Genomic DNA, 25,394 nt, shown 5'->3' on the forward strand with positions numbered 1-25,394 from the left:
TTACCTCCCGGTAACGTGGGGTCGATCGGAGGAGCTTAACGTCAGAACCCCCGACCCCGGCATAGGCGAATCCACCGGTATCCGTACCCGGAGACCTTCACCGCGCCGAGCTTGCCCAGCTCGCCGTAGCCACGGTCGGCGAGCACGTCGATCGGCAGGTCGGCCTCCGGTTCGAGGCTGCTCAGGTCCACCTCGACGTCATCGGTGCCCAGGTTGTGCACGAAGACCATCGTCCCGGTCGGCCCGTCCGCCCGGTGCGCCAGCACCCCGGCCGGCATCGCCACGTCGATGTGGGTGGTCGAGCCGGAGCCGATCTCGGGGGCCTCCCGCAGGGTCCGGATCATGCGCTCGAACCAGGCCAGCAGCGACTTCGGGTCGTTGCGCTGGGCAGTGACGTTGACGTTCTGGTAGCCGAACTCACCCTTGTCGAGCACCGGGCGGATCAGCTTCTCCGGGTCGGCGGTGGAGAAGCCGGCGTTCGGCTGGTACGACCACTGCATCGGGGTACGGATGGCCTCCCGACCGGGCAGCGACAGGTCCTCGCCCATCCCGATCTCCTCGCCGTAGCGCAGCACCGGCGTGCCGCGCATCGAGAACTGCAGGGCGTACGCCAGCTCGATGCGCCGCCGGTCGTTGCCGAGCATCGGGGCGAGCCGGCGACGGATGCCCCGGTCGTAGATGCGCATGTTCTCGTCCGGGCCGAACTGCTCGTACACCTGGTTGCGTTGTTCGGTGGTCAACCGGGACAGGTCGATCTCGTCGTGGTTGCGCAGGAAGGTCGCCCACTGCCCACCGACGGGCAGCTTCGGGGTGTCGCGCAACGCCTCGATCAGCGACTCCGGGTCCTGCCTTGCCAGGGCGAGCATGAGCCGGCCGTTGAGCATGAAGTCGAAGAGCATGTGGATGCGGTTGCCCGAGCCACTGGTGTCGCCGAAGAACGTCGGCAGTTGGTCCGGCTCGACGTTCGCCTCGGCCAGCAGGACGGCGTCGCCGCGCCGCCACTGGACGTGCTGGCGCATCTCGGTGAGGAACTCGAAGTCCTTCGGCGAGTTCGGGTTGCCCGGCTCGGTCAGCTCGATGATGAATGGCACGGCGTCCATCCGGAAACCGGAGACCCCGAGCTGGAGCCAGAACGACATGATCTTCTTGACCTCGGCCCGGACCTGCGGGTTGGCGAAGTTGAGGTCCGGCTGGAACTTGTAGAACCGGTGGTAGAACCAGGCCTTGGCCGTCCGGTCGTAGCTCCAGGTCTCCTTCTGCTCACCGGGGAAGACCATGCCCTGGTTCCGGTCGTCCGGCTCGGTGTCGGACCAGACGAACCAGTCGCGGTACGGCGAGTCCGGCGACGAGCGGGCGGACTGGAACCACGGGTGCTCGTCGGACGTGTGGTTGACCACCAGGTCGATGATCACGCGGATGCCCCGGTTCTGCGCCTGGTGCAGCAGCTCGGCGAAGTCACCGAGGGTGCCGAAGCGCGGGTCCACGTTGTAGAAGTCGGTGACGTCGTAACCGTCGTCGCGGTTGGGTGACGGGTGGATCGGGTGCAGCCACAGGCAGGTCACGCCCAGCCGGGCCAGATAGTCCAACCTTCCGATCAGCCCACGGATGTCACCGACCCCGTCACCGTCGGAGTCGGCGTACGTGTCGATGTCGAGGCAGTAGACGACGGCTTCGGAATACCAACGGTCACCCATGCCGGAGGAACATCTCCGGTCGATCACCGCGGCAAACCCGGGCGTCGGGGCCGGGCGGGGTTGGTTACCGTGCCGGTTATGGAGATCGACCTCGTACCGCCGAGCGAACCGCTGGACTGGGCCCGGGGCGTCTGGCTGCACCCGCCGGTCCGCGCCGAGGAAGGCCCGGCCGGCGAGCTGGTCGTCGAGGCCGGTGCGGAGACGGACTTCTGGCGGCGGACCAGCTACGGCTTCGTCCACGACAACGGGCCCGCCCTGCTGGCGCCGCTGCCGGTCGGCGCCGCCATGGAGGTGAGCTTCGTCCTCGACTTCTCGGCGCAGTTCGACCAGGCCGGCGTGCTGGTCCGCGTCGACGAGGGGACGTGGGTCAAGGCGGGCGTCGAGGTCAGCGACGGCGAGTCCCAGCTCGGCGCGGTGGTGACCAGGGAGTTCTCCGACTGGTCGGTGTCCCCGGTCCCCGGCTGGGCCGGCCAGGAGGTGACCGTGCGGGTCAGCCGGGCCGGCGACGCGCTGACCGTACGGGCCCGGGTCGCCGATGCGGCCTGGCGACTGGTCCGCCTCGCTCCGCTGGACCCGGCGGCCGAGGCCATGGCCGGCCCGTTCTGCTGCGCGCCGACGCGCGCCGGTCTCACCGTGGTGTTCACCGGCTGGCGGCAGGGCCCGGCCGACACCGCGCTGCACCCGGAGGGCTGACCCGGCCGGCGTGGCAGGGCTCACGCGCAGGTGTGTGCCGCCGGTCGCTGGGTAAGACCTTCCGATCCCCGGTAGCCGGATCGGAAGGACGACCAATGGCGTACGCCCAGACTGGTGACCCGTCCGAGTTCACCGGCCTGACCGGGTGGGTGGCCTCGGTGATCGACGCGACGGGCCCGGTCGGCGTGGCGCTGCTTGTCGCGTTGGAGAGCATCATTCCGCCGATCCCCAGTGAGATCGTGCTGGCGTTGGCCGGGTTCCTGGCCCACGAGGGCAAGTTCAACGTCGTCCTCGTGGTGGCGGCCGCGACGGTCGGCTCGCTCGTCGGCGCGCTGGTGCTCTACTGGCTCGGCGCGGCGCTCGGCGAGGAGCGGCTCAAGCGCTGGCTGGACCGCATCCCGTTGGTGGACCGCGACGACCTGGAGAAGGCCGACCGCTGGTTCGAGCGGCACGGTCGGTGGGCGGTGCTGATCGGCCGGGTCGTGCCGGTGGTCCGCAGCCTGGTCTCCGTTCCGGCCGGGGCCAACCGGATGCCGCTCGGTGAGTTCGTCCTGCTCACCACGATCGGCAGCGGCGTGTGGAACGCCCTCATCGTGGGCGCTGGTTACGCGCTGGGCAGCCGCTGGCAGGACGTCGCGCGCTACAGCGACTGGTTCAACTACGCCATCGGCGTGGTCTTCGTCGTGATGGTGGTCAGTTGGGTGATCCGCAAGGTCCGCCGTCGGCGCGAGCGCGACGACCGGCGGTCGGTGACCGCCGGTCGCTGATCCGCGTCCCGCTCAGTTGAACTGCGCGCTGATCGACGTGAACTCCCACGTGTTCTGGGCGATGCCGGAGCAGTTGGAGACGACTCCCCCGCCCGGGCACGGCCGGTCCCGGTTGACCGACCAGAACGTGAACCGGCTCAGCCCGCGCGCCTTCGCCCAGTCCCGGATCTGGGTCCAGGTGGCTGGCGAGGTCAGCTCCTGCTGGTCGGAGAGCCCGTTCATCCCGGAGATGCCCATGTGGGCGTAGGCCGTCGCGTCGGACCAGCCGAAGGCGGTCTTCAGCGTGTTCTTCAGCCCTTCGGCGGCGTTGACAGTGCTCTGGTACATGTTGGCGCCGCCACCGAAGTCGAACGGCATGATGGTGAAGGTGTCGATGTTGGCGCCCAGCGCGGCGGCCTGGTTGATCAGCCGGGTGCCGTAGTACGACGGGCCGGTGGTCGACGTGCCGAACGTGACGATCGTCTTCAGGCCAGGGTTGTTCTGCTTGACGATCTTCAGCGCGCCGAGGATTCGGTCCTGTACGACCTCGTTCTCGAACTCGTCGCTGTTCTCGATGTCGATGTCGATCGCCTTGAGCCCGAACGCGTTGATCACCTGCTGGTACGCGCCGGCCAGGGCGCTGGCCGAGGAGCAGTTCGGGCCGAGCTTGTTGCCGCTCCAGCCGCCGATGGACGGGATCACGTCGCCACCGGCCGCCCGGATGGCCGCGATGGTGCTGGCGTGCGCGCCGCCGGTGAGCGGGCCCCCACCGTCCCAGGCCGGGGTGCAGCCGCCACCGGAGAGCACGAACGCGATGGTGAACCACTTCACGCCCGTCGCCGACATGACGGTCGCCGGGGCGGGCGGGTCACCCCAGCCCGGGTAGAGGTAGGGCGCGACGGCCATCGAACCGCCGCCACCGGTGCAGCCTGTGGTGTTCGCGGCGACAGCCGCCGAGCGCGCCGACTCCCCCGCCGAGTTGTACGCGGCCACCGTGTAGCTGTGCGCCGAGCAGGCGGCCAGGCCCGAGACGGTCGTCGAGGTGCCGGTGACCGTGGCGCGCACCGTCGAGCCCTCGTACACCCGGTAGCCGGTCACCGTGCCACCCACCGCGTTCCAGGCAAGCGATACCGCCGAGGCGGTCGTGCCGGTGACCCGCAGGCCGCCGGGCGTGCCGGGGGCGCCCGGTGGCGTGGTGGGACCGCCGGAGCAGGACGCGCCGTTGACCGTGCAGTTGGTGGGGTCACCGGTGCCTGCCACGATGAAGCCGAACGAGGTGCTCGCACCTGCCGACAGGGCACCGTTCCAGGACAGGTTGCGGGCTGTCACGTGCTGACCGGAGCTGCTCACCTGGGCATCCCAGGCGGACCCGACGGTGCTGCCGGCGGGTAGGTCGAACTGCACGTCCCAGGAGGTGATCGCCGTGGACGTGTTGTTGGTGACCGTGAACTTCGCCTCGTACCCGCTGCTCCAGGTGCTGGTGCGGGCGAAGGCTGCGGTGGCGGCCGACGCGGCCGGGGGTGCCACGACGGTGGCCGCCACCAGTGCGGCGGCCAGCGCGACGGCGAACGTCGCCGCGCGGGGGGATCGGAGTTTCACGGTGGCCTCCAGGGACCGGTGTGGTGGGGGGATGTCGCCCGTCGTCGAGCGGGACTCGGTCGTGCGGGCGGTGGTGCCGTTGCCCTGCGCGGCCGAGTGGTCTGCCGGCCGCGCAGGTGGTGCGCCGACGCCGGTACGGGCGTCGGCGCCCGCTCAGGGCAGGGTGTCCAGGTGCGGGGCCACCGTGCTGGCGAAACCGTTGCCGTTGCTGACGTCCCAGTTCACCGACCAGGTCATCGCGCCCCGGATACCGGGGTAGGTGCGCGGCGGCCGGAAACTGCCGCAGTTGGTGCCCCGGGCCAGGCAGTCAAGCGCGGCGTTGACCACGCTTGGCGCGACGATGCCGCCACCGGCGGCGCCCGGTCCGGCGGGCAGGCCGAGGCCTACCTGGTCGGGGCGCAACCCGGCCTCCAGTTGGATGCAGGCAAGCGCGACTAAGAAGTTCACAGTCCCCTGGCCGTACGCGGCGTTCTGGTCGCAGCCGAGCATCGCCCCGGAGTTGTAGAACTGGGTGTTGACGACGGTGAGGATGTCCCTGATGTCGAGCGCCAGCTTGAAGTAGCCGCCGGCCGGATTCTGCATGTCGATGGTCTGCGGCGCCATCGCGATGATCAGGTCCGGGCCGACCTTGGCCCGCAACGCGCGCAGCGCCTGCGCCATGTACGTCGGGTTGAGCCCGTTCTCCAGGTCGATGTCGATGCCGTCGAAGCCGTAGCGGGCGATCAGCGCGGCGGCCGTGTCCGCGAAGACGGTGGCCGAGGCGGCGTCGTTGACCGTGACCCGGCCGGCCTCGCCGCCGACGGAGAGGATGACCCGTTGGCCACGGCTGTGCAGGGTACGCACGTCGGCGGTGAAGTCCGCGTCGGTGTAGCCGCCCAGCGCGGCGGAGAGCCCTGGATCGATACCGAAGGTGAGCGCGCCCGGCGTCGTGGTGGCCTCGGCGAAGGCGACGGCGACGAGGTCGTACGCGGTGGGGACGTCGCGCAGTCGCAGTTCGACTGCGGGGTTGTCGAAGTTGTGCCAGTAGCCGGTGAGCAGGTGCTTCGGCAGCCCGCCGGTGGGCGGGTCCGTCGGGGGCGGCGTGGTCGGGGGCGGCGTGGTCGGGGGCGGCGTGGTCGGGGGCGGCGTGGTCGGGGGCGGCGTGGTCGGCGGAGGCGTGGTGGGTGGGGTGCCTCCGCCGCACGGCACGCCGTTGAGCTGGCAGCCGGTCGGGGAGCCGGAGCCGCTGGCCAGGAAGCCGAAGGAGACCGAGGCGCCCGGGGCGACGGTGCCGTTCCAGGACCGGTTGGTGAAGGTCTGCCGCTGACCGGCGGCGCTGAGCGTCGCGTCCCAGTAGCTGCCCAGGGTGGTGCCGGAGGGCAGGTCGAAGACGAGGCTCCAGCCGTTGATCGTCGATCCGCCGCCGTTGGTGATCGTGTACCTGCCCTCCCAACCGGAGCCCCAGTCGGCGGTCTTGACGAAGCTGGCGGTCGCTTCGGCGGCGAAGGCGGGCAGCGCGACCCAGGCCGGGCCGAGCGTCGCGGCCAACGCGGTGACCAGGGACAGGACAAGGGATCTGGCAGGCTTCATGCGGCCCTCCGCGCCCGACTGGGCATCCACGTACGTCAACGTTGGCGCTAATTATTAAGACAGTTAACTGTTTCTGTCCAGAGGCCGACGCGAATGAGTGAGCCTCCCGCCGCGCGGAGACGCGGCGGGAGACCCGCGGAGGCCCGCCTCAGCGGCGGAAGGTGAACCACTTGACGTTGACGACAGCTCTGCCAGCTACTGAGTGGTTGCCGGAACCGCCTGGGGCCGGCGCAGCACCGCCTGTTCCAGCGCCGACCAGGCGGTGGTCGTCACCAGGTAGATCACCGCCGCGAGCGGCAGCACCAGCGCCACCAGCACTGTCGTGAACGGCAGCAGGGGCAGCAGCCGGCCGAGCGTGGCGGCGCCCGGCCCCTCGGTGGGCGTACCCGCCACCGTGCCGACAGCCGCCGACGCCCGGCGCGCCCGCCGCGACGACCACCACGCCAGCACCAGCAGCAGGCCCAGCAGGACGACGAAGAGCGGACCGGCCGCCCCGGCCAACCCGTCGCTCACGTGGTGGCCCAGCGGCACCCCGGCCAGCCGTTCGTCGAGCAGCCCCGTGCCGCCCTCGTCGGTGGCGAACAGCCGGTACAGCACCAGCAGGAACGGCGCCTGGATCAGCAACGGCAGGCAGCCGGCGATCGGGTTGGCGCCGGCCGAGCGGTACAGCGAGAACACCTCGCGCTGGAGTGTCGCCGGGTCGTCGGCGTACCGCTGCTGGAGATCGCGCACCTGGGGGGCGAGCGCCGCGCGGCGCCGCTCCCCCCGGACCTGCGCGACGGTCAGCGGTGCGATGAGCAACCGGACGGCGATGGTGAGCAGCACGATGGCGGCGACTGTCGCGGTGCCGCCGGCCAACGGTTCGAGCAGATCGGTGAGCCAGGACAACGCGGTGCCGGCGGCGCCGACGACGTCGTGCAGTGGTGCGAAGGCGAGCATGGGAAACCCCTCGGTCCGATTCCGGAGGGTCCTTCCCGGCGGTGGCCGCCGGCACGAAGGACCGGTGACTGCGGGATCGGCCGCGCGGCGGTGGGCGCTACGCGGCCGAGGGGAGCCCAGGTGCGCGGGGGCGAGGTCGGCCGGCGGCGTCCGGGTCGATCTGGCGGGGAACGCGGCGACCTCGGGCGCGGGCGCGTAGCCCGGCCCAGCGTCGTGCGACGCCAGTTGCCCCCGCCGGGGCGGGCACGTGCGCGGCGAGCAGCGCGGCGAACAGGACCAGGGCGGTCAGGGCGGCCCCGGCCAGCAGGTCGGCCGGGCGGTCGGCCAGCATGGTGAGCTGGGCGAACGCGGACATCCACGCGACCCAGAGGAAACCCAGCGGCACCGGCACGGGCTCAGCATAGGACCCGCTGTCACGCCGCCCGGCCGAATCGCGAGCCCTCCACCGGTCGATCCGCCCGGTGTCACGCGCCAGTTGTGGGCGACACGCGCGGGCAGCGCGCCGTCACACGTTTCCGAGCGTTGCCACTGTGGGTAACCAGACGGCCGACCGACGCGGACGGACCGCAGACGGCAGAAACGGACGGTGGTGTCGCGATGACGGGCCAGGTGGCGGAGGCGTCCAGCGGGACGACCGCGGGGACCGAATTGCTCACCGTGGGTGTCGAGGAGGAGTTCCTGCTCGTCGACCCGCACACCGGAGCCGCGGTGCCCGCCGTCGACCTGGTGCTGGAGCAGGTGCCGGCGGAACTGCGCGGTCAGGTGGAGCGCGAGTTCCAGACCAGCCAGATCGAGATCGGCTCGCCGCCCGGCCTCGAGCTGTCCTCGATCCGGCACTCCCTCGGCGTCCTGCGTAAGGCCCTCGCCGAGGCGGCCGAGCGGGCCGGCGTACGGCTGCTGGCCATCGGCACCGGCCCGGTGGACGGCCCGGTGCCGCCGGTCGTGGACAAGCCCCGCTTCGACCGGATGATCGAACGCTTCCGGCTGCTCGTGCCCGGCCCCGGCAACAACGGCATGCACGTGCACGTGGGCGTCCCCGATCCGGAGACCGGCGTGCAGGTGCTCAACCACGTCCGGCCGTGGCTGCCGATGCTGCACGCCGTCACCACCAACTCGCCGTTCTCGCGTGGTGAGGACACCGGCTACGCGAGCTGGCGCTCGGTGGAGTGGGAGCGCTGGCCGTCGGTGGCGCCGACGCCCTGGTTGGAGTCGCACGAGCACTACCAGCGACTGATCCGTCAGTTGATCTCCAGCGGCGTGATGCTCGACGAGGGAATGCTCTACTGGTACGCCCGGCTGTCGGCGAAGTACCCGACGGTGGAGCTGCGGATCGGCGACGTCTGCCCGACGGTGGACGATGCCGTGCTGGTCGCCGCACTGGTGCGGGCACTCGTGGCCACCGCCATGGCCGACGTCGAGGCCGGCCGGCCCGCCCTGCGCACGGACCACCACCTGCTGGTCGGCGCGCACTGGAGGGCCGCCCACGACGGCCTGGAAGGCGAGGGCGTCGACGTCACGAACGGCGAGCTGCGCCCGGCCTGGGAGCTGCTGGACCGGTTCGTGGAGCGGATGCGGCCGGCGCTGGAGCAGCACGACGACTGGGCGGAGGTGTCCGACCTGTTGGGCGGGCTGCGCCGCCACGGCACCGGCGCGGCGCGGCAGCGTGCCGTTTACGCCCGTACCGGACGGCTCGTCGACGTGGTGCAGGACGTGGCGCGACAGACCCGTGGCTGAACACGCCCGTGACAGGATGGTCCCGTGGCGCAACGACTGATCGTCATCGGCGGGAACGCCGCCGGCATGTCGGCGGCGTCGCAGGCACGACGCCGCCGCGGCGCTGACGACCTGGAGATCGTGGTCTTCGAGCGCGGTCACTTCACCTCCTACTCGTCGTGCGGCATCCCGTACTGGATCAGCGGGATGGTGTCCGGCCCGGACGAGCTGATCGCGCGGACCCCGGAGACGTTCCGCACGAAGTTCGCCGTGGACGTCCGGATGCGGCACGAGGTGACGACCATCGACCTCGAACGGCGCGAGGTGGTCGCCCGGGACCTGGCGGGCGGCGGCGAGGTCCGCGAGCGCTTCGACGACCTGGTATACGCCGCGGGCGCGGTGCCGGTGCAGCCACCGTGGGCGGACACCGACGCGGGCGGCGTGTTCGGGATGCAGACCCTCGACGACGGTGCGGCCCTGCGCGCCTGGCTGGACGCCGAGCCGCAGCCCAGCCGGGCCGTGGTGGTCGGTGGCGGGTACATCGGCGTCGAGATGGCCGAGGCGCTGATCGAGCGCGGCCTCGCGGTGACCCTGGTCGAGGCGGGCCAGCAGCCCATGGCGACGGTGGACGGCGACATGGCCGAACTGGTCGCCGAGGCCATGCGCGGCCTGGGCATCACGATCCGCACCAGCCTGCCGGTGACCGGCCTGGAGCAGCGGGACGGCCGGGTGTCCGCGGTGGTCACGGCCGAGGGGTCGATGCCGACCGACGTCGTGGTCCTGGGGTTGGGCGTACGCCCGAACACCGCGCTCGCCAAGGCTGCCGGCTTTCCGATCGGGCCCACGGGTGGCATCCGCGTGGACCGCCGGATGCGGGTGCCGGGGCTGCCCGGGGTCTGGGCCGCGGGCGACTCCGTGGAGACGCTGCACCGGGTCAGCGGACTGCCGGTGCACGTGCCGCTCGGTACGCACGCCAACAAGCAGGGCCGGACGGCCGGCATCAACATCGGCGGCGGGTACGCGACCTTCCCGGGTGTGATCGGCACCGCGGTGACCAAGGTCTGCGACCTGGAGGTGGGTCGGACGGGCCTGCGCGAGCGGGAGGCCAGGGCGGCCGGCTTCGAGTTCGTCTCGGTGGTCGCCGACTCGACCAACCGGGCCGGCTACTACCCCGGCGCGCGGACGATGACCGTCAAGCTGATCGCCGAGCGACCCAGCGGCCGGCTGCTCGGCGCGCAGATCGTCGGCTGGTCCGAGGCGGCCAAACGGATCGACACGTTGGCCGTGGCTCTGTGGAACGGCATGACGGTGGATGACATGACCGCGCTCGACCTCGGCTACGCTCCGCCGTACGCGCCGGTCTGGGATCCGGTGCTGATCGCCGCCCGAAAGGCGGTCGACGCGCTCGCCGCTCTCGACCGCTGACCCGCGCCCGCCGTGGAGGACCACCCCGTGACCCAGACTCCGACCAGGTCGGCCGCACGCCGACGCCCAACCATGGTCGATGTCGCCCGGCACGCCGGGGTCAGCCTGAAGACGGTCTCCCGGGTGGTCAACGACGAGCCGGTGGGGCAGGAACTGCTCGGCCGTGTGCTGGCCGCGATCGCCGAGCTGGGTTTCCGGCGCAACGACATCGCGCGCAACCTGCGCTCGCGGCAGCTCAACGCCACTGTCGGGCTGCTCATCGAGGAGATCGCCAACCCGTTCTACGCCACCATCGCGAGCGTCGCCGCCGAGATCGCCGCCGCGCACGGCACCATGTTGATCACCGCTTCGTCGGAGGAGGACCCGGAGCGGGAACGCGCGGTCCTCCAGGACTTCACCCAGCGCCGGGTCGACGGGCTGCTGGTGGTGCCGGCGGGTCCCGACCACTCGTTCCTGCGCCGCGAGGTCGAGCTGGGCATGCCGGTGGTCTTCCTGGACCGGCCACCGCAGGGACTGCTCGCGGACGCCGTGCTGCTGGACAACCGAGGTGGCGGCCGGGCCGGGGTCGGCGCGCTGCTCGACGAGGGGCACCGGCGGGTGGGTCTCCTGCTCGGCGCTCCGAGCGTCCCCACCATGCGTGAGCGGCTGGTCGGCGCTCGGGCCGCGCTGGCGGAGGCCGGAGTCGAGCCGGACGATTCGCTGGTCCGCGAGCGCCTGATCGCTCCCGAGGACGCGGGCCGTGCGGTCGCCACGCTGCTCGACCTCCCGGACCCGCCCACCGCGTTCTTCTGCGGCAACAACCGGCTCACCGTCGGCGCCCTCGCCGAGCTGCACCGTCGGGGCAGCGACGCGGCGCTGGTCGGCTTCGACGACTTCGAGCTGGCCCACCTGATGCCCCGGCCGTTGACGGTCGTCGGCTACGACACGCGGGAGCTGGCCCGCGTGGCGACGGAGCGCCTCTTCGAGCGGATCGCCGGCGACGACTCCCCGCCAGCAACCACAGTCCTACCCACCCGCCTCCTACGCCGAGGCCTCCCCTAACCCCCCACCCCACACCCCGCCCAGGCCCAGGCCCAGGCCCAGGTTGATCATGGACTTGTGGTGCCTCGCGTATGCCCTAAAGTGCTGTTAAACGTCCACCACAAGTCCATGATCGACTCGTGAGGGCGGGGCGGGGCGCGGGGGCGGGGGGTGGGGGGTGGGGTCAGGGTGTTGTGGTCAGGAGGGCTTCTACCTCTGCTCGGCGGGGTGGGTCGGCGCCTCGGTGGGCGCAGGTCAGCGCGGCCACCGTCGCGCCCTGGCGCAGGACTGCGCTCCACTGCTGCTCGGTCACCGCGGCGAGCCGGTCGGCCGGCCGGTCACCGAGCGCGTCGATGTCGGCCAGCGCGGCCAGCAGGCCACCGGTGAACGAGTCGCCGGCGCCGACGGTGTCGACCACTGTGGTGCGTACCGCCGGTTGTTCGTGCAGTGCGCCGTTCGGGGCGAGCAGCCACGCGCCCTCGCCGCCCCGGGTGACCACCGCACAGGACACGCCGGCCTCGCGCCATTCGGCCAGCACGTCGCCCACCGAGCGGTCCGGGTAGAGCCAGGCCAGATCCTCGTCGCTGGCCTTGACCACGTGCGCGAGGCGGATCTGGCGGCGGGTCCGCTCCTGCTCCGCGGCCCGGTCCGTGACGATGCTCGGGCGCAGGTTCAGGTCGATCGAGATGGTCAGCCCGTCGCGGTCGCGTTCGCGGGCGAGCAGGCCCTCCAGCACCTGCGCGCCGGGCGCGAGCGCGAGCGCGAGGGACCCGGTGTGCAGGGCCGTCGCCGACGATGCGGCCAGGTCGGGCAGCTCCTGCGGGGTCCACTGCCAGTCTGCCGCGCCGTCGAGCCGGAACTCGTAGCTGGCCTGCCCGGTGGCGTTCAGGGTGGCCACCGCCACCGACGTGGGCTCGGCGGCGTGGACCGCCCACCGCAGGTCCACCTGGTTGGCCGCCAGGTGCTCGGCGATCTGTCGGCCGTACTCGTCGGGGCCGAGCCGGGCCAGCAGCCGCACCGGCTCGTCGAGCCGCGCCAGGGTGACCGCTACGTTCGCCGGGGAGCCACCCGGCACCGCCCGCTGCCCCTCGGCGGTTTCCACCAGGTCGATGAGGGCCTCCCCCGCCACCACGATCATGCGGTCACCGTGCCGGGGGCGAGCGGGCCGGGACCACCGAGGCCGGCGGCCGAGCGGGACAGCAGCACCGCCTGGTACGCGTGGTAGACGTCCGGCCGGCCGTGCCAGACCGTGTCGGCGGGCAGGTTCCGCTCGTCCAGCTCGTGCCGCCAGCCGGTGCCGTCGATCAGGTAGCGGCGTGCGTACGCCCAGAAGACGCGGTACCACTCGTCGTAGACGGCGTCCCCGGTGCGGCGGTGCAGGGTGACCGCCGCGCCGATGGCCTCGACCAGCACCCAGTGCATCCGGGAGCGGACCACCGGCTGGTCGTCCCAGTCGATCGTGTAGACGAAACCGTCGGCGCCGTCGACCGCCCAGCCGCGCCGCACGGCGGCCGCGAAGAGGGTACGGGCGTCGGCGAGCAGCCAGCCCGGTGGCTGCGGCAGGACCGCCTCCAGTTCCAGCAGCAGCCGGGCCCACTCCAGCCAGTGGCCCATCGTCGAGCCGTACGGCCGGAACGGGTCGGCGGGCTGGTCCCGGTTGTAGTCGAGCAGTGGCGTCCAGTCGGCCGTGAAGTGCTCGGGCAGCCGCCAGTCGTGCCGGGCGGCCTCGGTGTGCACCAGGTGGGTGGCGATCCGCAGGGCCCGGTCGGTCCAGCTCGTATCGCCGGTGGCGGCGGCAGCGGCGAGGAACGCCTCGACCATGTGCATGCTGCTGTTCGCGCCTCGGTAGTCCTCGGTGACCGTCCAGTCCCGGTTCCACGATTCCCGGACCGCGCCCGCGTCGTCGTCCCAGAACCGGTCCCGCAGCACTGTCAGCACGTCGGCGAGCAGGCGATCCGCGCCGGGTCGCCCGGCCCGGGCGGCGCTGGACGCGGCGAGGAGCACGAACGCGTGGTCGTACCCGGCCTTGCGCTCGTCGGTGGGCGTGCCCTCCTGGTCGACAGCGCTGAACCAGCCGCCGTACCGCTCGTCGCGCAGCAGCGTGCTGAGCGCGGCGACGCCGTGGTCGACGAGGGCTGCGGCATCCGGGTCACCGTTGCGGTGGGCCAGCGCGGCCACGTGGGTCATCCGGCAGGTGATCCACGTGTAGAGAGGTTCGCCACGATCCGGGGTGCGGTCGTCGGTGAGCCACCAGAACCCGCCCTCGGGGCGGACCGCGCGGCGGGCCGTGTCGAGCAGCGTGCGGGTCTGGTCGGCGAGGAACCCGGCCAGGTCGGGCAGGTCGGGTGACCCTGCCGGGGCAGGGGTCTGGTCGGCGTCGGGTCGGGGCACGTCGCTCATTTCAGCTGGTCACCGTGGGGTAGGAAAGGGACATAGGGCCAGGATCGGCGGGCGAACTGGGTGCGCGCCGGAAAACCGCCAACGGGACACCGTAGACCGGCCGGTCTTTCGCCGGGTACGGCGTGAAGGAAATCATGTGTACGATTCCTCCCCTTTGCCCGTTGACATCGTTGTCACTCTCAAACCCTGCTCCGGAGGCCGGCCGACTGTCAATTCCAGTTGCGTCACACCCACCCGATCCAGAGGCCGAGCGGCGCCGCGCTGGACAGTGCTCGACACCGGGCCGGCCACCGCGTCCCGACCCGCGTCGACCCGGCCGCCCTGCCCGCGCCGCCGCACCCACCGGCCCGGTCAGTAGTAGTCGTCGATCGGCCGACGCGCCTCCTCGAACAGCGCCGGCCCCTCGTAGCGGACCGGAGGCAGCGGTGGGGTGGCCGGCTTGACCTCCTCGAACTGCTCGCCCGACAGGGCGTACACCACCCGCCCGAGGCCGGACCGGTCGATGGCTGTCGCGCACATCGGGCAGGGCTGGCAGCTCGTGAACATCGTGGTGCCGGCGGCCGCTTCCGGCGAGAGTTCCCGGGCGGCCCAGCGGGCCAGCTTCAGCTCCGGGTGGGCGGTGATGTCCGAATCCGAGACGACCGTGTTGTGGTCCTCGATCAGGACGACGCCGCCCGCGTCGACCAGCAACGAACCGAACGGTCGTTCGCCGGCAGCCCCGGCCCGGCTGGCGAGTTCCACGGCTCGGCGGAGAAACTTCTCGTCCTCAGGTGTCATCCGTACCACGCTAGCCACAGTGGATCCGACACGCGAACACTGTCGATTCAGCACGATGGATGACCCAGGATGGCCTGATGGACCTGCCTGAGGGACTCGGCTGGATACGAGGGTCAGCGGTCGGCCGGGGCTGGCTGGCCGCGCTTCCGACGTTGCTGGCGGAGTGCGCCGAGCAGTGGTCGCTGCGCCTGGGCCGGCCCTTTCCGTACGCGTACGCCTCCCTGGCGCTCCCCGCCGACCTGCCCGACGGCACGGCGGCGGTGCTCAAGCTCCAGTTCCCGACCGAGGACAGCCGGCACGAGGCCCCGGCGCTGGCCCACTGGGACGGCGACGGCGCGGTCCGGCTGCTCGCGCACGACCCGGACCGCCACGCCCTGCTGGTGGAACGCTGCCAACCCGGCACGCCGCTGTACGAACTGCCGCTGGACCGGGCACTGGACGCGGCGATGGACGTGCTGCCCCGGCTCTGGCGACCGGCCGGCACGCCGTTCACCCCGCTCGCCGAGGAGGCCGCCGGCTGGCTCGACCGGATTCCGCGAAGCTGGGAACGGACCGGTCGCCCGTACGAGCGGCGGCTGCTCGACGCCGCCTGCACCCTGCTCGTCGACCTGGCGTCGAGCCAGGGCGAGCAGGTGCTCGTCAACCAGGACCTGCACGCCGGCAACGTGCTCGCCGCCGACCGCGAGCCCTGGCTGGTGATCGACCCGAAGCCGCTGAGCGGTGAGCGGGAGTTCTCGGTCGTGCCGCTCGTACGCGGTCAGGAGCTGGGCCACTCGCCGGGCGCCGTCCGGCACCGGCTGCACCGGCTCGGCGCCGACCTCGGGCTGGACACCGAGCGGGTACGGGGTTGGACGATCGGCCACACGATGGCCTGGAGCATCGACGGGGACGTCGTCTTCCCGCACCAGATCGAGGTGGTCCGCTGGCTGCTCGACGGCGCGTGAGTGCGAGCGGGCGGTCAGCCGGGCTGGCAGGTGCGGCACCAGTAGAGGTTGCGTCCGGCCAGTTCGCTCCGGCTGACCTCGGTGCCGCAGACGTGGCAGGGCCCGCCGGCGCGGCGGTAGACGTACACCTCGCCGCCGTGGCGGTCGACCCGCGGTGGTCGCCCCATCGCCTCCGGCAGGTGGACGTCGCGCACGGTGTCGATCCGCCCCTGCCGCAGGGCGAGGCGCATCAGCTCGACCAGGTCGGCCCAGAGCGCGTCCCAGCCGGCGCGGGTCAGGTGGCGGCCCGGCATGGTCGGCGACAACCCGGCCCGGAACAGCGCCTCGGTCACGAAGATCAGCCCGGTGCCGGCCACCACCGACTGGTCCAGCAGCAGCGCCGCGAGGGGCGTGGGGCTGCGGGAGATCCGGGCGTACGACCGCTCGGGGTCGGCGTCTGCGCGCAGCGGGTCCGGCCCGAGGCGCTCGCGCAGGGCGGTGACCTCGGGCGGGGTGAACAGTTCGCAGGCGGTGGGCCCGCGCAGGTCGAGCCAGTGCCGGTCACTGGCCAGCCGCAGTCGCAGCTGGCCGACGGGCTCGGGCGGCTCCCCCGGCCCGTCGGTGAACTTCCCGTACAGGCCGAGGTGGACGTGCAGGGTCAGCTCGCCGGCGTAGTGGTGCAGCAGGTGCTTGCCGTACGCCTCGGTGCTCTCCAGGACTGTGCCGGACAGCCGGGCCGCGCCCTCGGCGAAGCGGCCCTGCGGGCTGGCGGCGTGCAGCTTGTCCCCGGCGAACAGCTCGGCGTGCCGGGCTGCCAGGCGATGAATCGTGTGTCCCTCTGGCACGGGACCCAAGGATAGTCAGCGGCAGCCGGCCGGGCCGAATGAGCAGCGCGGACACGTCAGCCCAGGCGCTGCTCCCTGACGTCGGCCACGAACGACGCCCAGGCGCGCGGAGCGAAGATCAGAGCGGCCTCGGACGGGGCCTTGCTGTCCCGGACGGCGACGACGCCGGGGAGGTTGTCGGCCACCTCGACGCAGTCACCGCCGCTCCCGCCGCTGCGGGTGCTCTTGCGCCAGGTGGCACCGGCCAGGTCAGTCATGATGCTCCTCGATGATCGAAGTGATCATTTTCTCTGATTCTGCCTCAGTCGACGCCAGCGTCTCCAGATCAGACCAGACATGTTCGAAGGCGGCCACCTCGGTTGGCTTGTCGAGGTAGAGCGCCCCGGTGATGTTCTCCAGGTAGACGGTGGTCGGCTCGCTCGACGCCCTCCCGAACGCCTGCGGGAAGCCCAGCAGCACGAAGGTGCCGGTCTCGCTGGCCAGCGGCGGACCGGCGGCGAGCGGCAGCACCCGCAGGCTGACGTTCGGCAGCCGCGCCGCGTCGAGCAGGTGGCGCAACTGCCCCACCATCGCCCGCCGGTCGGGGATCGTGCGCCGCAGCACCGCTTCGCTCAGGACGACCCGCAGGACAGGCGCGGTCGGCAGCCGGCGAACGAGGATGCCCTGGCGTTGCAACCGGACCTCGACCAGCTTCTCCCGATCCTCGGCGCTCATGGTCGGATTCTTGCGGCGGAAAAGCTCGCTGGCGTATTCGCGGGTCTGCAGGAGGCCGGGGATCAGCTCGGAGTCGTATCGGCGAATCAGACTTGCCGACGATTCCAGGCCGACGTACAGCGAGAACCACGACGGGACGACATCGCCGTACGAATGCCACCACCCTTTGGCGCGAGTTTCCTTCGCGAGCGCGGCGACGATCTCCCGCATATCTTCGGGCACCCGGTAGAGAGCGCACATCGCTCGGGCGTCCACCACGCGCACCGGGACCAGACCCTTCTCGATGCGCCACACCTTCTGCCGCGAGCAGTCCAGCGCCACGGCCGCGGCGTCCAGCGTCACCGAGGCGTCCTCGCGGAGCTGGGTGAGCAGCCGGCCGAGCTGTCGCCGAGGGACCGTGGACCCGCCTGTTTCATCCGTCATGCAACATCACCGCACCCTTCCTGCAACACCGATTGTTTCGCCCCGCACCCATTTCTTTTCCATTCCTCGTGCGTCAATACGGGTCGAGAGTAGGACGGCGCGGAGTTGTTGCACAAGGGGGCCGGCGTGGAACAGGCTGTCACGTATCGGGGGCCGGAAAAGAACGCCACTAATGGCGTCGGCGGCAATTCGGCGGGAAGGATGCCGCGGTGCGCGTGTCGTACGACGAATACCTCTTGGCCACCGCGCTGACCCTCGCCCGCCGCCATCGGCCGGTGTGGAGTTGGACGCGGTGGCGCCGGGTGTGCCGCTGCGGCGCGGAGCTGCCCTGCCGGGCCCGCCACCGCATCCCGATCAACCGTGGGCACTGGCCGACGTGACCGAGCTGAAGCCCGGCGACCTCCTGCTGATCGGGGCGGCCTGCTCGGTGCAGTTCTCCGGCGACCGGGAGCTGCGGTTGCGACTGGTGAGCGTGGACGCGCGCCCCACCTACCACGGGTGGGTCTGGCTGACCGGCTACGTCCTGGACGCCAAGGGCCTGGCCGTCGACAAGCGGGAGTTGTACGTGCGGCGGGCCGGGCTGCGGGTGCTCCGCGCCGCGCCGACGCGGGGCAGGTCAGTCCGCGCGTGATGGCCGTACCCGTATTTGGTGTCAGGAAACGCCCAACGGGGTAGTTGAGGGCGGTACCGCGTGGGTGCCACCCTCTCCGTCGGCCACCACGCATTCATCAGGAGGTGTGTAGTGGTCAGGATTCCTTCGCTGTCCCGCCGGTCCGAGCCGGCACCGACGCGGGACGAGAACCTCGACGGCCGCGTCGACGGCCGCGACGTCCCGGTCGCCGACCGGGAGAGCAGCACGGCGGTCACCGACACCGCCCGGTCCGGGGACGTCACCGACCGGCCGGTGGTCACCGACCGGGACGCCGACCAGACGACGTACCGCAGCACGACGGCGACCGGCGACCAGGCCGGCGAGGCCGAGCGGCGTGCCGCCGAGCGCGCGGCCGTGGCCCGGGCCGCCACCGCCCGCCCGGTGGAGGGCGACGCCCGATCCGGCGCCGTCCGCTCGGACGGCCCGACCCGGGCGAGCAGCGCCGCGGCGACCGCCCCGACCATCGAGCGGGACACCGACCTCGACCGCGACCACACGACCCGACGCCCCGAGCGCGACACGGACCTCGACCGGACGACCCCGCGGCCCGACCCGACCGACCGCGTCGGGACCGACCGCCCGGTCGACGCGACCCCCGGGCACATCGAGCCGGAGCCGCCGGTGACGCGCGGCCCGAAGCCCCGGGCCAGCCTGCTCGCCACCCTCGGCCTCATCGCCTCCGTCGCCGGTGCGCTGTTCGTGCTGACCGGCACCCTGGCCGGGTACGGCATCGGCGTCGGCGCGTTCGGCGCGGTGCTCTCGGTGCTCGGCCTGATGGCCACCCGCCGCCGGCACGTCGCCGGCAAGACCGACGCGCTGTTCGGCGTGCTCATCGGGCTCGCGGCGGTGGTGATCGGCGTGCTGGCGATGACCGGTCAGTTCGACTGGCCGACCACCGACGGCGACTGGGTGCAGCGCTTCCGCGAGTGGCTTGATTCACAGTTTGTGGACCGTTTCTAGCGGGCACTGTTCCGCTCGCCGGTGATGCACCGGCGAAAAGCCGGCGGTTCGCCGGCAGCCCGCAGGTGGTTCACCGATCGGGCAACACCCTTTCAGGGGCGGCGATTCGCCGCCCCTGAAGTGTGTCCGGGGAAGGGACATCGCGCGCACCCGCAGCTTCCCTCCGCTCCCTCTCTTGAGCCCCTCTCCGCCTCTCTCTTCCTCTTCCTCCTGCTCGCTCCTTGCCTTCCGGCTCCCCTTCCTCCTCCTTTCGTCCTTTGCTCTGCTTCACCCCAGGCAACACCGAGCGTCCGATTATCGGACGGCAGGTGTTGCCTCCGCTGAAGCAGAGCAAAGGATGCGCCCACTGCCCCCGCAGCCGGGCCCGCACGTCGACCCCGCACGTCGGCCCGCAGACGGACGGGGTCACGCGCACGGACGGTGTCGTCGCACAGGCCACGTCGGGTGACGCGGAGCACCAGCAGCCCTGGCCGGCCCATCTACGCAACGAATCGCGGCGCGAGACTGAGCACACGCAACGAATGTTCGGTCTGCGCAACCTTCGGTGGTGGATCCTTCCGCTGGGGCCGCATACCGTTGAGCAACGGCGCCAGCCCGTGGGCCACGGTGGCCGGGCGCGCCCGACCCCTTGGAGCAGGACAATGACGATGGACGCCACCAGCCAGCGCCTGTTGATGTGCCGGCCGACGTACTTCGCCGTCGACTACGCGATCAACCCCTGGATGGACCCGAGCGCGCCGGTCGACGCCGCGCTGGCCGTCCGGCAGTGGGAGCAGCTGCGCCAGACGTACCTGGACCTGGGCCACACCGTCGAGGAGATCACTCCGGTGCCCGGCCTGCCCGACATGGTCTTCGCCGCCAACGGCGGCACCGTGATCGACGGCAAGGCGATGGCCGTGCAGTTCCGCGACCCGCAGCGCGCCGACGAGGCCCCGGCCTACCGGGCCTGGTTCGAGGCCGCCGGCTTCGAGGTGTACGACCCGAAGCACGTCAACGAGGGCGAGGGCGACGTCCTGCTGGCCGGTGACCACCTGCTCGCCGGCACCGGCTTCCGCACCGCCCACGCCTCGCACGCCCAGTTGCAGGAGGTCTTCGGCTATCCGGTGATCACCATGCAGCTCGTCGACCCGCGCTTCTACCACCTGGACACCGCGCTGACCGTGCTCGACGAGCGGACCGTTGCGTACCTGCCGGAGGCGTTCTCCCCCGGCAGCCAGGCCGTGCTGCGCCGGCTCTTCCCCGACGCGGTCCACGCCACCATGGCCGACGCGGAGGTGCTGGGCCTGAACGCGGTCAGCGACGGGCGGCACGTCGTGCTGCCCGCGCAGGCCACGGACCTGGCCGCCAAGCTGCGCGACCGAGGCTACGAGGCCATCGGTGTCGACCTGTCCGAGCTGCGCAAGGCCGGCGGCGGACCGAAGTGCTGCACGCTGCGACTCCGTCAGGGAAAGGCAAGCAAGTGATCGAGGACATGCTGCGGACCCCGTCCGCCGTACGCGACGCGGAGAAGTACACCGCGCACAACTACCACCCGCTGCCGGTGGTGATCTCGTCGGCCGAGGGCGCGTGGCTCACCGACGTGGACGGCAAGCGCTACCTGGACTGCCTGGCCGGCTACTCGGCGCTGAACTTCGGTCACCGGCACCCGCAGTTGATCGCCGCCGCGCACGCCCAACTGGACCGGCTCACGCTGACCAGCCGGGCGTTCATCCACGACCAGTTCGCCGACTTCTGCCGGGAGTTGGCCGAGCTGTGCGGCAAGGACCTCGTGCTGCCGATGAACACCGGCGCGGAGGCGGTGGAGACCGGGATCAAGGTGGCCCGCAAGTGGGGCTACCAGGTCAAGGGAGTCACCCCGGGCCAGGCCAACATCGTGGTCGCCGAGGGCAACTTCCACGGCCGGACCACCACCATCGTGAGCTTCTCCACCGACGAGGACGCCCGCGCCGACTTCGGGCCGTACACCCCGGGCTTCACCGTCGTGCCGTACGGCGACCTGGACGCGCTGACCGCCGCGATCGACGAGAACACCGTCGCCGTGCTGCTGGAGCCGATCCAGGGCGAGCAGGGCGTGGTGGTGCCGCCGGAGGGCTACCTGCCGGGCGTACGACAGGTCTGCACCGAGCGGAACGTGCTCTTCATCGCCGACGAGATCCAGTCGGGTCTGGGGCGTACCGGCCGGACGTTCGCCTGTGACCACGAGGGCGTCGTGCCGGACATGTACCTGCTGGGCAAGGCGCTCGGCGGCGGCATCGTGCCGGTCTCCGCGGTGGCCGCGAACGCCGACGTGCTCGGCGTGCTCAAGCCCGGTCAGCACGGCTCCACGTTCGGCGGCAACCCCCTCGCGTGCGCGGTGGCCATCGAGGTCGTCCGGCTGCTGGCCACCGGCGAGTTCCAGCGCCGCTCCGCCGAGCTGGGCGAGCGGCTGCGGGCCGGCCTGGAAGCTCTGGTCGGCAAGGGCCTGGTCGGCGTACGCGTGCGCGGCCTGTGGGCCGGCCTGGACATCGACCCGGCGCTGATGAGCGGCCGGGAGGCGTGCGAGCGCCTGATGGAGCGCGGCATCCTCGCGAAGGACACCCACGGCTCCACCATCCGACTCGCCCCACCGCTGGTGATCACCGAAGAGGAGATCGACCAAGCGGTAACACAGCTGGCCGAGGTCCTGGCGGCCTGACCCCGGCAGCGCTGGACGGGAGGCGGGCGTCGGGGTTCCGACGCCCGCCTTTCGGGTTACGGGCGGGGCAGGCGCATCGCCATCGTGGGGGCTTCGGCCATCACCGACGTGGGAGTGAACGGGGCACCCGTCGGCAACTCCTCGGCGCGGCCGATCTGCACGCCCGGGTACAGCTCGATCATGTCGTTCTCGCCCAGCACCCGGGACTGCTGCGGGGCCAGGGGGATCCGGTCCGCCTCGTTCATCGACCCGGCCGGCCGGATGCCGGAGCCGTTGGTGCTGACGTCGGTCACGATGACCTCGCCGACCCGCAGCTCGAAGCGGACGTGACCCCGGCTGATCCACCGCCGGGCCTCGTCGTTGAGCCACTGGCCGAGCATGATCCCGCCGTCCTGCTCCGGTGCCCGACCAGCCACCACCGGCTGCTCCTCGCTCAGCACGAACCGCCGCCGCACCAGGCCACCCACGCGCACGGCGAGCACCTCCGTACGCGGACGCGGGCCGCCGTCACCCAGGCGTGCGCCGTGTCGCGGGCAGGTCGGCACGCCGTTACGAAGCGAGGGCGGCGGCTGCGCGGCCGGGCTGCGGTCCGCCCCTCCGGCCAGGTCGGCGAACGCGCCACCGCCACCACCGCCGCCGAACAACGCGCAGCCCGACTCCGGGCAGCGCCACTGCCGGGCCAGCAGCTTCGCACCGGTCGGCGAACGCTTGCCGGCCACCGGGGCGTGCCCACCGCCGACGTGCGCGATGAACACCGGCCCACCGGCGCCCGGCACCGGGGCGACCACCCGGCCGGGCTGCTCGACCAGCCACGGGAACCGCCCGCGCAGCCCGTCGAAGCGCACCCGGGTGAGCACCGGAAGGCCCAGCAGGTCGGCGACCTCCAGCATCCGGTCACCCGGGTTGTCCAGCACCTCCACGAGCCCGTCGTCGGCCCAGCGGCGAACCACCATCCGCTCGTTGGAGGTCAGGTCGGCGTCGGAGAGCAGCGCCCGGTGCACCACTGCGTACACCTGGACGCTGTCCTCCTCCAGCTCGCGGGAGAGCGCGTCGATGACCATGCCGAGGCGCAGCAGGCTCGCCGGCCGGCCACCGTCGATGTCCTGGTAACGGATGATCTCGGCCAGGTCGAGCACCGCCCGGGCCAGCGACGGGTCGGTGCAGACCCGCCCCTCGATGGCGTCCAGAACCTTGCTGATCTCGAATCTCATGCCGCACTCCGGACGATGTCGTCGATCCGCCGGGCCAGCTCGATGTCCCGGTGGGTTACCCCGCCGGCCGAGTGCGTGACACAGCGGAAGGTCAGGGTCCGCCATCGGATGTCGATGTCGGGATGGTGGTCGAGCTCCTCAGCCACCGCCGCCACCCGGTCCACCACCGCGATGGCGTCCGGGAAACTGCCGAGCTGGACGGTGCGGCCGATGCCGGTCGGGTCACCCGACCAGTCGGCCAACCCGCCCAGCTCTTCTCGCACCGCGTCCGCGGTGAGCAGGTCTGCCATGACCAGACCCTACCGGTGGCGCATCCACCGGGCCGTACGCGCCACCGCTCAGTCGACGCACGCAGACGCCAGCGGGGCGGCATCATCGGATGCCGCCCCGCCGGTACGTCTCACGTCAGCCGTGTTCAGCCGCGCAGCGGCCGGCCCACCTCGTGCAGGTGGCCGAGCGCCTGCCGGTACGACTCGATCAGCCCGGTCTCCGCGTACGGGATGCCCTGCTCGGCGCAGTAGGCACGGACGATCGGCTGCGCCCGGCGCAGGTTCGCCCGGGGCATGTTCGGGAACAGGTGGTGTTCGATCTGGTAGTTGAGGCCGCCCAGCGCGGTGTCGACCAGCCGGCTGCCCCGCACGTTGCGTGAGGTCAGCACCTGCTTGCGCAGGAAGTCCAGCTCGTCCTCGGCGGTCGGCATCGGCATGCCCTTGTGGTTCGGCGCGAAAGCGCAGCCCATGTAGAGGCCCCACAGCCCCTGGTGCACGGCGGCGAAGAGCAGCGCCTTGCCCGGCGACATGACCGCCAGCAGCAGCGCCACATAGCCGGCGGTGTGCGCGACGAGGAGCCCCGCCTCGACCGCGCGGTGCCGCATCGGCGTCGCGTACCGGCCACTCTGCTCCCGGCCGATGATCGCCCGGATGCTCGCCACGTGCAGGCTCAGACCCTCAAGAAAGAGCAGCGGAAAGAAGAGGTACGCCTGCCGGCTGGCCATCCAACGGTGTGCGCCCCGGGTCTGGACGGCCTGTTCGGGAGTCCACACCAGCGCGCCCGCGCCGACGTCCGGGTCCTCGTCCTCGTGGTTCGGGTTGGCGTGGTGCCGGTTGTGCTTGTCGACCCACCAGCCGTAGCTGATCCCCACCGCCGCGTTGCCGGCGACCAGCCCGACGACCTCGCTGGGGCCGCGTCGACGGAACATCTGGCGGTGCCCGGCGTCGTGACCGAGGAACGCGACCTGGGTGGTGGCCACCGCCATCACGGCCGCGAGCGCCACCTGCCACCAGGAGTCGCCGACCAGGAACACGGCGACCCAGCCGGCCACGAAAGCGCCGAGGGTGAGCACGAGGCGGGCAACGTACGAGGCAGGTCGCCGCTCCAGCAGGCCGGCCTGACTGATCCGTCGGGACAACTGTGCGTAATCACTACCTCGCCGTCGTACCGGCGGTTCCGCCACCGCTCCGAGCGCCATTACTGCTCCTGTTCCGCTTGCGCCCGAACCAGGCTGGTTCGGGGTCAATGTCAGTCTCCCCGCATCGGTTGCGGTGAGTAACCCTGACAACCCCCGGATGGGGGGTAGGGCGGGCCCTACCCCCCGGCCTCGATTCAGCCCAGCCGGGCCACCGCGGCGCGCAGTCGGGCCAGGTCGCGACGCCGCCGCTCGTAGCTGGCGGCCAGCCCGATCAGCGCCAGCCCGCCGGCACCCAGGTAGATCCACCGGGGCAGCAGGTCCCAGCCACGGGCGATCTCGTGCAGCGCCAGGACCGCCAGCACCGCACCGCCGAGCAGCACGGGAGCCTGCCAGCGGCGGCTCGCGCCGGCCAGCACCACGCCCAGCGCCGCCGCCCCGAGCAGCAACCGTCGCCACGGCTGCGGATCCGGCCCGGCCAGCACCGACACCAGGCTCGGCAGCAGCGCCGCGACCAGCCCCGGGCCGAGCGCCGGCCAACTGGTCAGCCCCGGCCGGGTCCGCAACGCCAGCAGGCCCGCGCCGAGGGCGAGCCCCGCGGCCGGCAACGTGTACGCCTCCACCACACTCACCCCGCCGGCGGCGAGCAGCACCCACGCCCCGATCAACTCGCTGCCCGCGGCGATCGCGGCGAACCGCCACCGTCGACCGGCCGGCTCCCCCCGGCGCAGCAGCCGCAGCGCGACGGCTGCTCCCCACAGCACGCAGACTGTCGCGAGCTGCTGCGCCACCTCGACGGTGAGCGCCGCGGCCACCCCCGTCACCGCCTGCGCGGCGGCATCCAGCACCCGCCCGACCGGTGCCCGCCGGCACCGACCCCCGCCGCCACCAGCAGCGTGCCCTCGGCCGCGAGCGTGCCGGACCGGGTGGCCAGGAGCACCGCCACGCCGGCCACGGCCAGCACCGCCCCCACGGGCACGGCGATCGACGCGAGCGCCGGGCGGGGCGCCAC

General features: G+C 72.1%; 27 protein-coding genes. 11 read left to right on the plus strand and 16 right to left on the minus strand.

Features of this window, described 5'->3' with window-relative positions:
* Nucleotides 1–41: 41 nt before the first annotated feature.
* Entirely contained in the window at nucleotides 42–1,694 is a 1,653-nt protein-coding gene (locus B0E54_RS18340) for an alpha-amylase family protein (protein ID WP_234585954.1), read from the minus strand.
* Between the two features lie 78 nt (nucleotides 1,695–1,772).
* Between B0E54_RS18340 and B0E54_RS18345 the strand changes: the two genes are divergently transcribed.
* Together B0E54_RS18345 and B0E54_RS18350 are read left to right on the plus strand one after the other, a co-directional pair.
* The gene (locus tag B0E54_RS18345) at nucleotides 1,773–2,387 is read left to right on the plus strand and encodes a DUF1349 domain-containing protein (protein WP_234585957.1); all 615 of its coding nucleotides are present in this window, start codon (nucleotides 1,773–1,775) and stop codon (nucleotides 2,385–2,387) included.
* Between the two features lie 95 nt (nucleotides 2,388–2,482).
* Entirely contained in the window at nucleotides 2,483–3,154 is a 672-nt protein-coding gene (locus B0E54_RS18350; RefSeq protein WP_234585960.1) for a DedA family protein, read from the plus strand.
* Nucleotides 3,155–3,166: 12 nt separating this feature from the next.
* Here B0E54_RS18350 and B0E54_RS18355 read toward each other — a convergent pair whose 3' ends face one another.
* From B0E54_RS18355 to B0E54_RS18370, 4 genes are all read right to left on the minus strand, one after another.
* Entirely contained in the window at nucleotides 3,167–4,732 is a 1,566-nt protein-coding gene (locus tag B0E54_RS18355) for a cellulose binding domain-containing protein (RefSeq protein ID WP_234585964.1), read from the minus strand.
* Between the two features lie 153 nt (nucleotides 4,733–4,885).
* Complete coding sequence (locus tag B0E54_RS18360; RefSeq protein ID WP_234585967.1) at nucleotides 4,886–6,301, minus strand: chitinase; 1,416 nt, start codon at nucleotides 6,299–6,301, stop codon at nucleotides 4,886–4,888.
* A gap of 195 nt (nucleotides 6,302–6,496) precedes the next feature.
* The gene (locus B0E54_RS18365; protein WP_234585969.1) at nucleotides 6,497–7,240 is read right to left on the minus strand and encodes a membrane protein insertase YidC; all 744 of its coding nucleotides are present in this window, start codon (nucleotides 7,238–7,240) and stop codon (nucleotides 6,497–6,499) included.
* A gap of 97 nt (nucleotides 7,241–7,337) precedes the next feature.
* Nucleotides 7,338–7,631 (minus strand): DUF6412 domain-containing protein, encoded by a 294-nt coding sequence (locus B0E54_RS18370; protein WP_234585971.1) that lies wholly within the window; start codon nucleotides 7,629–7,631, stop codon nucleotides 7,338–7,340.
* A gap of 206 nt (nucleotides 7,632–7,837) precedes the next feature.
* On the opposite strand from B0E54_RS18370, the gene B0E54_RS18375 reads away from it, so the two are divergent.
* Genes B0E54_RS18375 through B0E54_RS18385 form a run of 3 tightly spaced genes read left to right on the plus strand, consistent with a single transcriptional unit; the run spans nucleotide 7,838 to nucleotide 11,419 of the window.
* Nucleotides 7,838–8,974, plus strand: coding sequence for a glutamate--cysteine ligase (locus tag B0E54_RS18375; protein WP_234585974.1), 1,137 nt, complete (start codon nucleotides 7,838–7,840; stop codon nucleotides 8,972–8,974).
* 24 nt (nucleotides 8,975–8,998) lie between these two features.
* Nucleotides 8,999–10,378 (plus strand): FAD-dependent oxidoreductase, encoded by a 1,380-nt coding sequence (locus B0E54_RS18380; protein ID WP_234585976.1) that lies wholly within the window; start codon nucleotides 8,999–9,001, stop codon nucleotides 10,376–10,378.
* A gap of 27 nt (nucleotides 10,379–10,405) precedes the next feature.
* Entirely contained in the window at nucleotides 10,406–11,419 is a 1,014-nt protein-coding gene (locus B0E54_RS18385; RefSeq protein ID WP_374109286.1) for a LacI family DNA-binding transcriptional regulator, read from the plus strand.
* A 163-nt stretch (nucleotides 11,420–11,582) separates the two neighbouring features.
* Here B0E54_RS18385 and B0E54_RS18390 read toward each other — a convergent pair whose 3' ends face one another.
* From B0E54_RS18390 to B0E54_RS18400, 3 genes are all read right to left on the minus strand, one after another.
* Nucleotides 11,583–12,536 carry a carbohydrate kinase gene (locus B0E54_RS18390; protein WP_234585991.1) on the minus strand — a complete coding sequence of 318 codons (954 nt, stop codon included), beginning with the start codon at nucleotides 12,534–12,536 and terminating at the stop codon, nucleotides 11,583–11,585.
* Entirely contained in the window at nucleotides 12,533–13,798 is a 1,266-nt protein-coding gene (locus tag B0E54_RS18395; protein ID WP_308195377.1) for an AGE family epimerase/isomerase, read from the minus strand. Before B0E54_RS18395 ends, B0E54_RS18390 begins: the two co-directional genes overlap by 4 nt.
* Nucleotides 13,799–14,149: 351 nt before the next feature.
* Nucleotides 14,150–14,575, minus strand: coding sequence for a nucleoside deaminase (locus tag B0E54_RS18400; protein ID WP_234585994.1), 426 nt, complete (start codon nucleotides 14,573–14,575; stop codon nucleotides 14,150–14,152).
* A gap of 77 nt (nucleotides 14,576–14,652) precedes the next feature.
* On the opposite strand from B0E54_RS18400, the gene B0E54_RS18405 reads away from it, so the two are divergent.
* A complete protein-coding gene (locus tag B0E54_RS18405) occupies nucleotides 14,653–15,519 on the plus strand; it encodes an aminoglycoside phosphotransferase family protein (RefSeq protein ID WP_234586007.1) in 867 nt (288 codons plus the stop codon).
* A 14-nt stretch (nucleotides 15,520–15,533) separates the two neighbouring features.
* Here B0E54_RS18405 and B0E54_RS18410 read toward each other — a convergent pair whose 3' ends face one another.
* Genes B0E54_RS18410 through B0E54_RS18420 form a run of 3 tightly spaced genes read right to left on the minus strand, consistent with a single transcriptional unit; the run spans nucleotide 15,534 to nucleotide 17,480 of the window.
* A complete protein-coding gene (locus B0E54_RS18410; protein WP_234586010.1) occupies nucleotides 15,534–16,343 on the minus strand; it encodes a DNA-formamidopyrimidine glycosylase family protein in 810 nt (269 codons plus the stop codon).
* 56 nt (nucleotides 16,344–16,399) lie between these two features.
* Nucleotides 16,400–16,600 (minus strand): DUF397 domain-containing protein, encoded by a 201-nt coding sequence (locus B0E54_RS18415; protein WP_234586013.1) that lies wholly within the window; start codon nucleotides 16,598–16,600, stop codon nucleotides 16,400–16,402.
* The gene (locus B0E54_RS18420; protein WP_234586015.1) at nucleotides 16,593–17,480 is read right to left on the minus strand and encodes a helix-turn-helix transcriptional regulator; all 888 of its coding nucleotides are present in this window, start codon (nucleotides 17,478–17,480) and stop codon (nucleotides 16,593–16,595) included. The genes B0E54_RS18415 and B0E54_RS18420 overlap by 8 nt, the downstream gene beginning before the upstream one ends.
* Before the next feature lie 209 nt (nucleotides 17,481–17,689).
* Here B0E54_RS18420 and B0E54_RS18425 point away from each other — a divergent pair, with 209 nt between their 5' ends.
* The 5 genes from B0E54_RS18425 to rocD all read left to right on the plus strand — a co-directional run bounded on the left by B0E54_RS18425 (nucleotide 17,690) and on the right by rocD (nucleotide 21,766).
* Nucleotides 17,690–17,860, plus strand: a complete 171-nt coding sequence (locus B0E54_RS18425) for a hypothetical protein (RefSeq protein ID WP_234586029.1) — start codon at nucleotides 17,690–17,692, stop codon at nucleotides 17,858–17,860.
* The gene (locus tag B0E54_RS18430; protein ID WP_234586031.1) at nucleotides 17,857–18,111 is read left to right on the plus strand and encodes a hypothetical protein; all 255 of its coding nucleotides are present in this window, start codon (nucleotides 17,857–17,859) and stop codon (nucleotides 18,109–18,111) included. Before B0E54_RS18425 ends, B0E54_RS18430 begins: the two co-directional genes overlap by 4 nt.
* 111 nt (nucleotides 18,112–18,222) lie before the next feature.
* Complete coding sequence (locus B0E54_RS18435; RefSeq protein WP_234586033.1) at nucleotides 18,223–19,092, plus strand: sulfite exporter TauE/SafE family protein; 870 nt, start codon at nucleotides 18,223–18,225, stop codon at nucleotides 19,090–19,092.
* A gap of 647 nt (nucleotides 19,093–19,739) precedes the next feature.
* A complete protein-coding gene (ddaH, locus tag B0E54_RS18440) occupies nucleotides 19,740–20,555 on the plus strand; it encodes a dimethylargininase (protein WP_234586087.1) in 816 nt (271 codons plus the stop codon).
* Nucleotides 20,552–21,766, plus strand: a complete 1,215-nt coding sequence (rocD, locus tag B0E54_RS18445; protein WP_234586035.1) for an ornithine--oxo-acid transaminase — start codon at nucleotides 20,552–20,554, stop codon at nucleotides 21,764–21,766. Before ddaH ends, rocD begins: the two co-directional genes overlap by 4 nt.
* A 56-nt stretch (nucleotides 21,767–21,822) precedes the next feature.
* Here rocD and B0E54_RS18450 read toward each other — a convergent pair whose 3' ends face one another.
* The 5 genes from B0E54_RS18450 to B0E54_RS18470 all read right to left on the minus strand — a co-directional run.
* The gene (locus tag B0E54_RS18450) at nucleotides 21,823–22,977 is read right to left on the minus strand and encodes an FHA domain-containing protein (RefSeq protein ID WP_234586038.1); all 1,155 of its coding nucleotides are present in this window, start codon (nucleotides 22,975–22,977) and stop codon (nucleotides 21,823–21,825) included.
* Nucleotides 22,974–23,267, minus strand: a complete 294-nt coding sequence (locus B0E54_RS18455; RefSeq protein ID WP_234586040.1) for a 4a-hydroxytetrahydrobiopterin dehydratase — start codon at nucleotides 23,265–23,267, stop codon at nucleotides 22,974–22,976. Before B0E54_RS18455 ends, B0E54_RS18450 begins: the two co-directional genes overlap by 4 nt.
* Before the next feature lie 125 nt (nucleotides 23,268–23,392).
* Nucleotides 23,393–24,445 (minus strand): acyl-CoA desaturase, encoded by a 1,053-nt coding sequence (locus tag B0E54_RS18460; RefSeq protein WP_234586042.1) that lies wholly within the window; start codon nucleotides 24,443–24,445, stop codon nucleotides 23,393–23,395.
* Nucleotides 24,446–24,579: 134 nt separating this feature from the next.
* The gene (locus B0E54_RS18465) at nucleotides 24,580–25,230 is read right to left on the minus strand and encodes an SCO7613 C-terminal domain-containing membrane protein (protein WP_234586055.1); all 651 of its coding nucleotides are present in this window, start codon (nucleotides 25,228–25,230) and stop codon (nucleotides 24,580–24,582) included.
* On the minus strand, nucleotides 25,203–25,394 hold a 192-nt coding region (locus tag B0E54_RS18470; protein WP_234586058.1), incomplete at its 5' end, for a hypothetical protein. The genes B0E54_RS18465 and B0E54_RS18470, both read right to left, overlap by 28 nt.

It is taken from the genome of Micromonospora sp. MH99, from assembly GCF_021442385.1.
Taxonomy (GTDB): domain Bacteria; phylum Actinomycetota; class Actinomycetes; order Mycobacteriales; family Micromonosporaceae; genus Micromonospora.

Excerpts from the sequence above, each read along its gene's own strand:
- B0E54_RS18340 (WP_234585954.1), bottom strand. The coding sequence starts at position 1,694 with ATGGGTGACCGTTGGTATTCCGAAGCCGTCGTCTACTGCCTCGACATC.
- B0E54_RS18345 (WP_234585957.1), top strand. The coding sequence starts at position 1,773 with ATGGAGATCGACCTCGTACCGCCGAGCGAACCGCTGGACTGGGCCCGG.
- B0E54_RS18350 (WP_234585960.1), top strand. The coding sequence starts at position 2,483 with ATGGCGTACGCCCAGACTGGTGACCCGTCCGAGTTCACCGGCCTGACC.
- B0E54_RS18360 (WP_234585967.1), bottom strand. The coding sequence starts at position 6,301 with ATGAAGCCTGCCAGATCCCTTGTCCTGTCCCTGGTCACCGCGTTGGCC.
- B0E54_RS18365 (WP_234585969.1), bottom strand. The coding sequence starts at position 7,240 with ATGCTCGCCTTCGCACCACTGCACGACGTCGTCGGCGCCGCCGGCACC.
- B0E54_RS18375 (WP_234585974.1), top strand. The coding sequence starts at position 7,838 with ATGACGGGCCAGGTGGCGGAGGCGTCCAGCGGGACGACCGCGGGGACC.
- B0E54_RS18390 (WP_234585991.1), bottom strand. The coding sequence starts at position 12,536 with ATGATCGTGGTGGCGGGGGAGGCCCTCATCGACCTGGTGGAAACCGCC.
- B0E54_RS18395 (WP_308195377.1), bottom strand. The coding sequence starts at position 13,798 with ATGAGCGACGTGCCCCGACCCGACGCCGACCAGACCCCTGCCCCGGCA.
- B0E54_RS18400 (WP_234585994.1), bottom strand. The coding sequence starts at position 14,575 with ATGACACCTGAGGACGAGAAGTTTCTCCGCCGAGCCGTGGAACTCGCC.
- B0E54_RS18405 (WP_234586007.1), top strand. The coding sequence starts at position 14,653 with ATGGACCTGCCTGAGGGACTCGGCTGGATACGAGGGTCAGCGGTCGGC.
- B0E54_RS18415 (WP_234586013.1), bottom strand. The coding sequence starts at position 16,600 with ATGACTGACCTGGCCGGTGCCACCTGGCGCAAGAGCACCCGCAGCGGC.
- B0E54_RS18420 (WP_234586015.1), bottom strand. The coding sequence starts at position 17,480 with ATGACGGATGAAACAGGCGGGTCCACGGTCCCTCGGCGACAGCTCGGC.
- ddaH (WP_234586087.1), top strand. The coding sequence starts at position 19,740 with ATGGACGCCACCAGCCAGCGCCTGTTGATGTGCCGGCCGACGTACTTC.
- B0E54_RS18450 (WP_234586038.1), bottom strand. The coding sequence starts at position 22,977 with ATGAGATTCGAGATCAGCAAGGTTCTGGACGCCATCGAGGGGCGGGTC.
- B0E54_RS18455 (WP_234586040.1), bottom strand. The coding sequence starts at position 23,267 with ATGGCAGACCTGCTCACCGCGGACGCGGTGCGAGAAGAGCTGGGCGGG.
- B0E54_RS18460 (WP_234586042.1), bottom strand. The coding sequence starts at position 24,445 with ATGGCGCTCGGAGCGGTGGCGGAACCGCCGGTACGACGGCGAGGTAGT.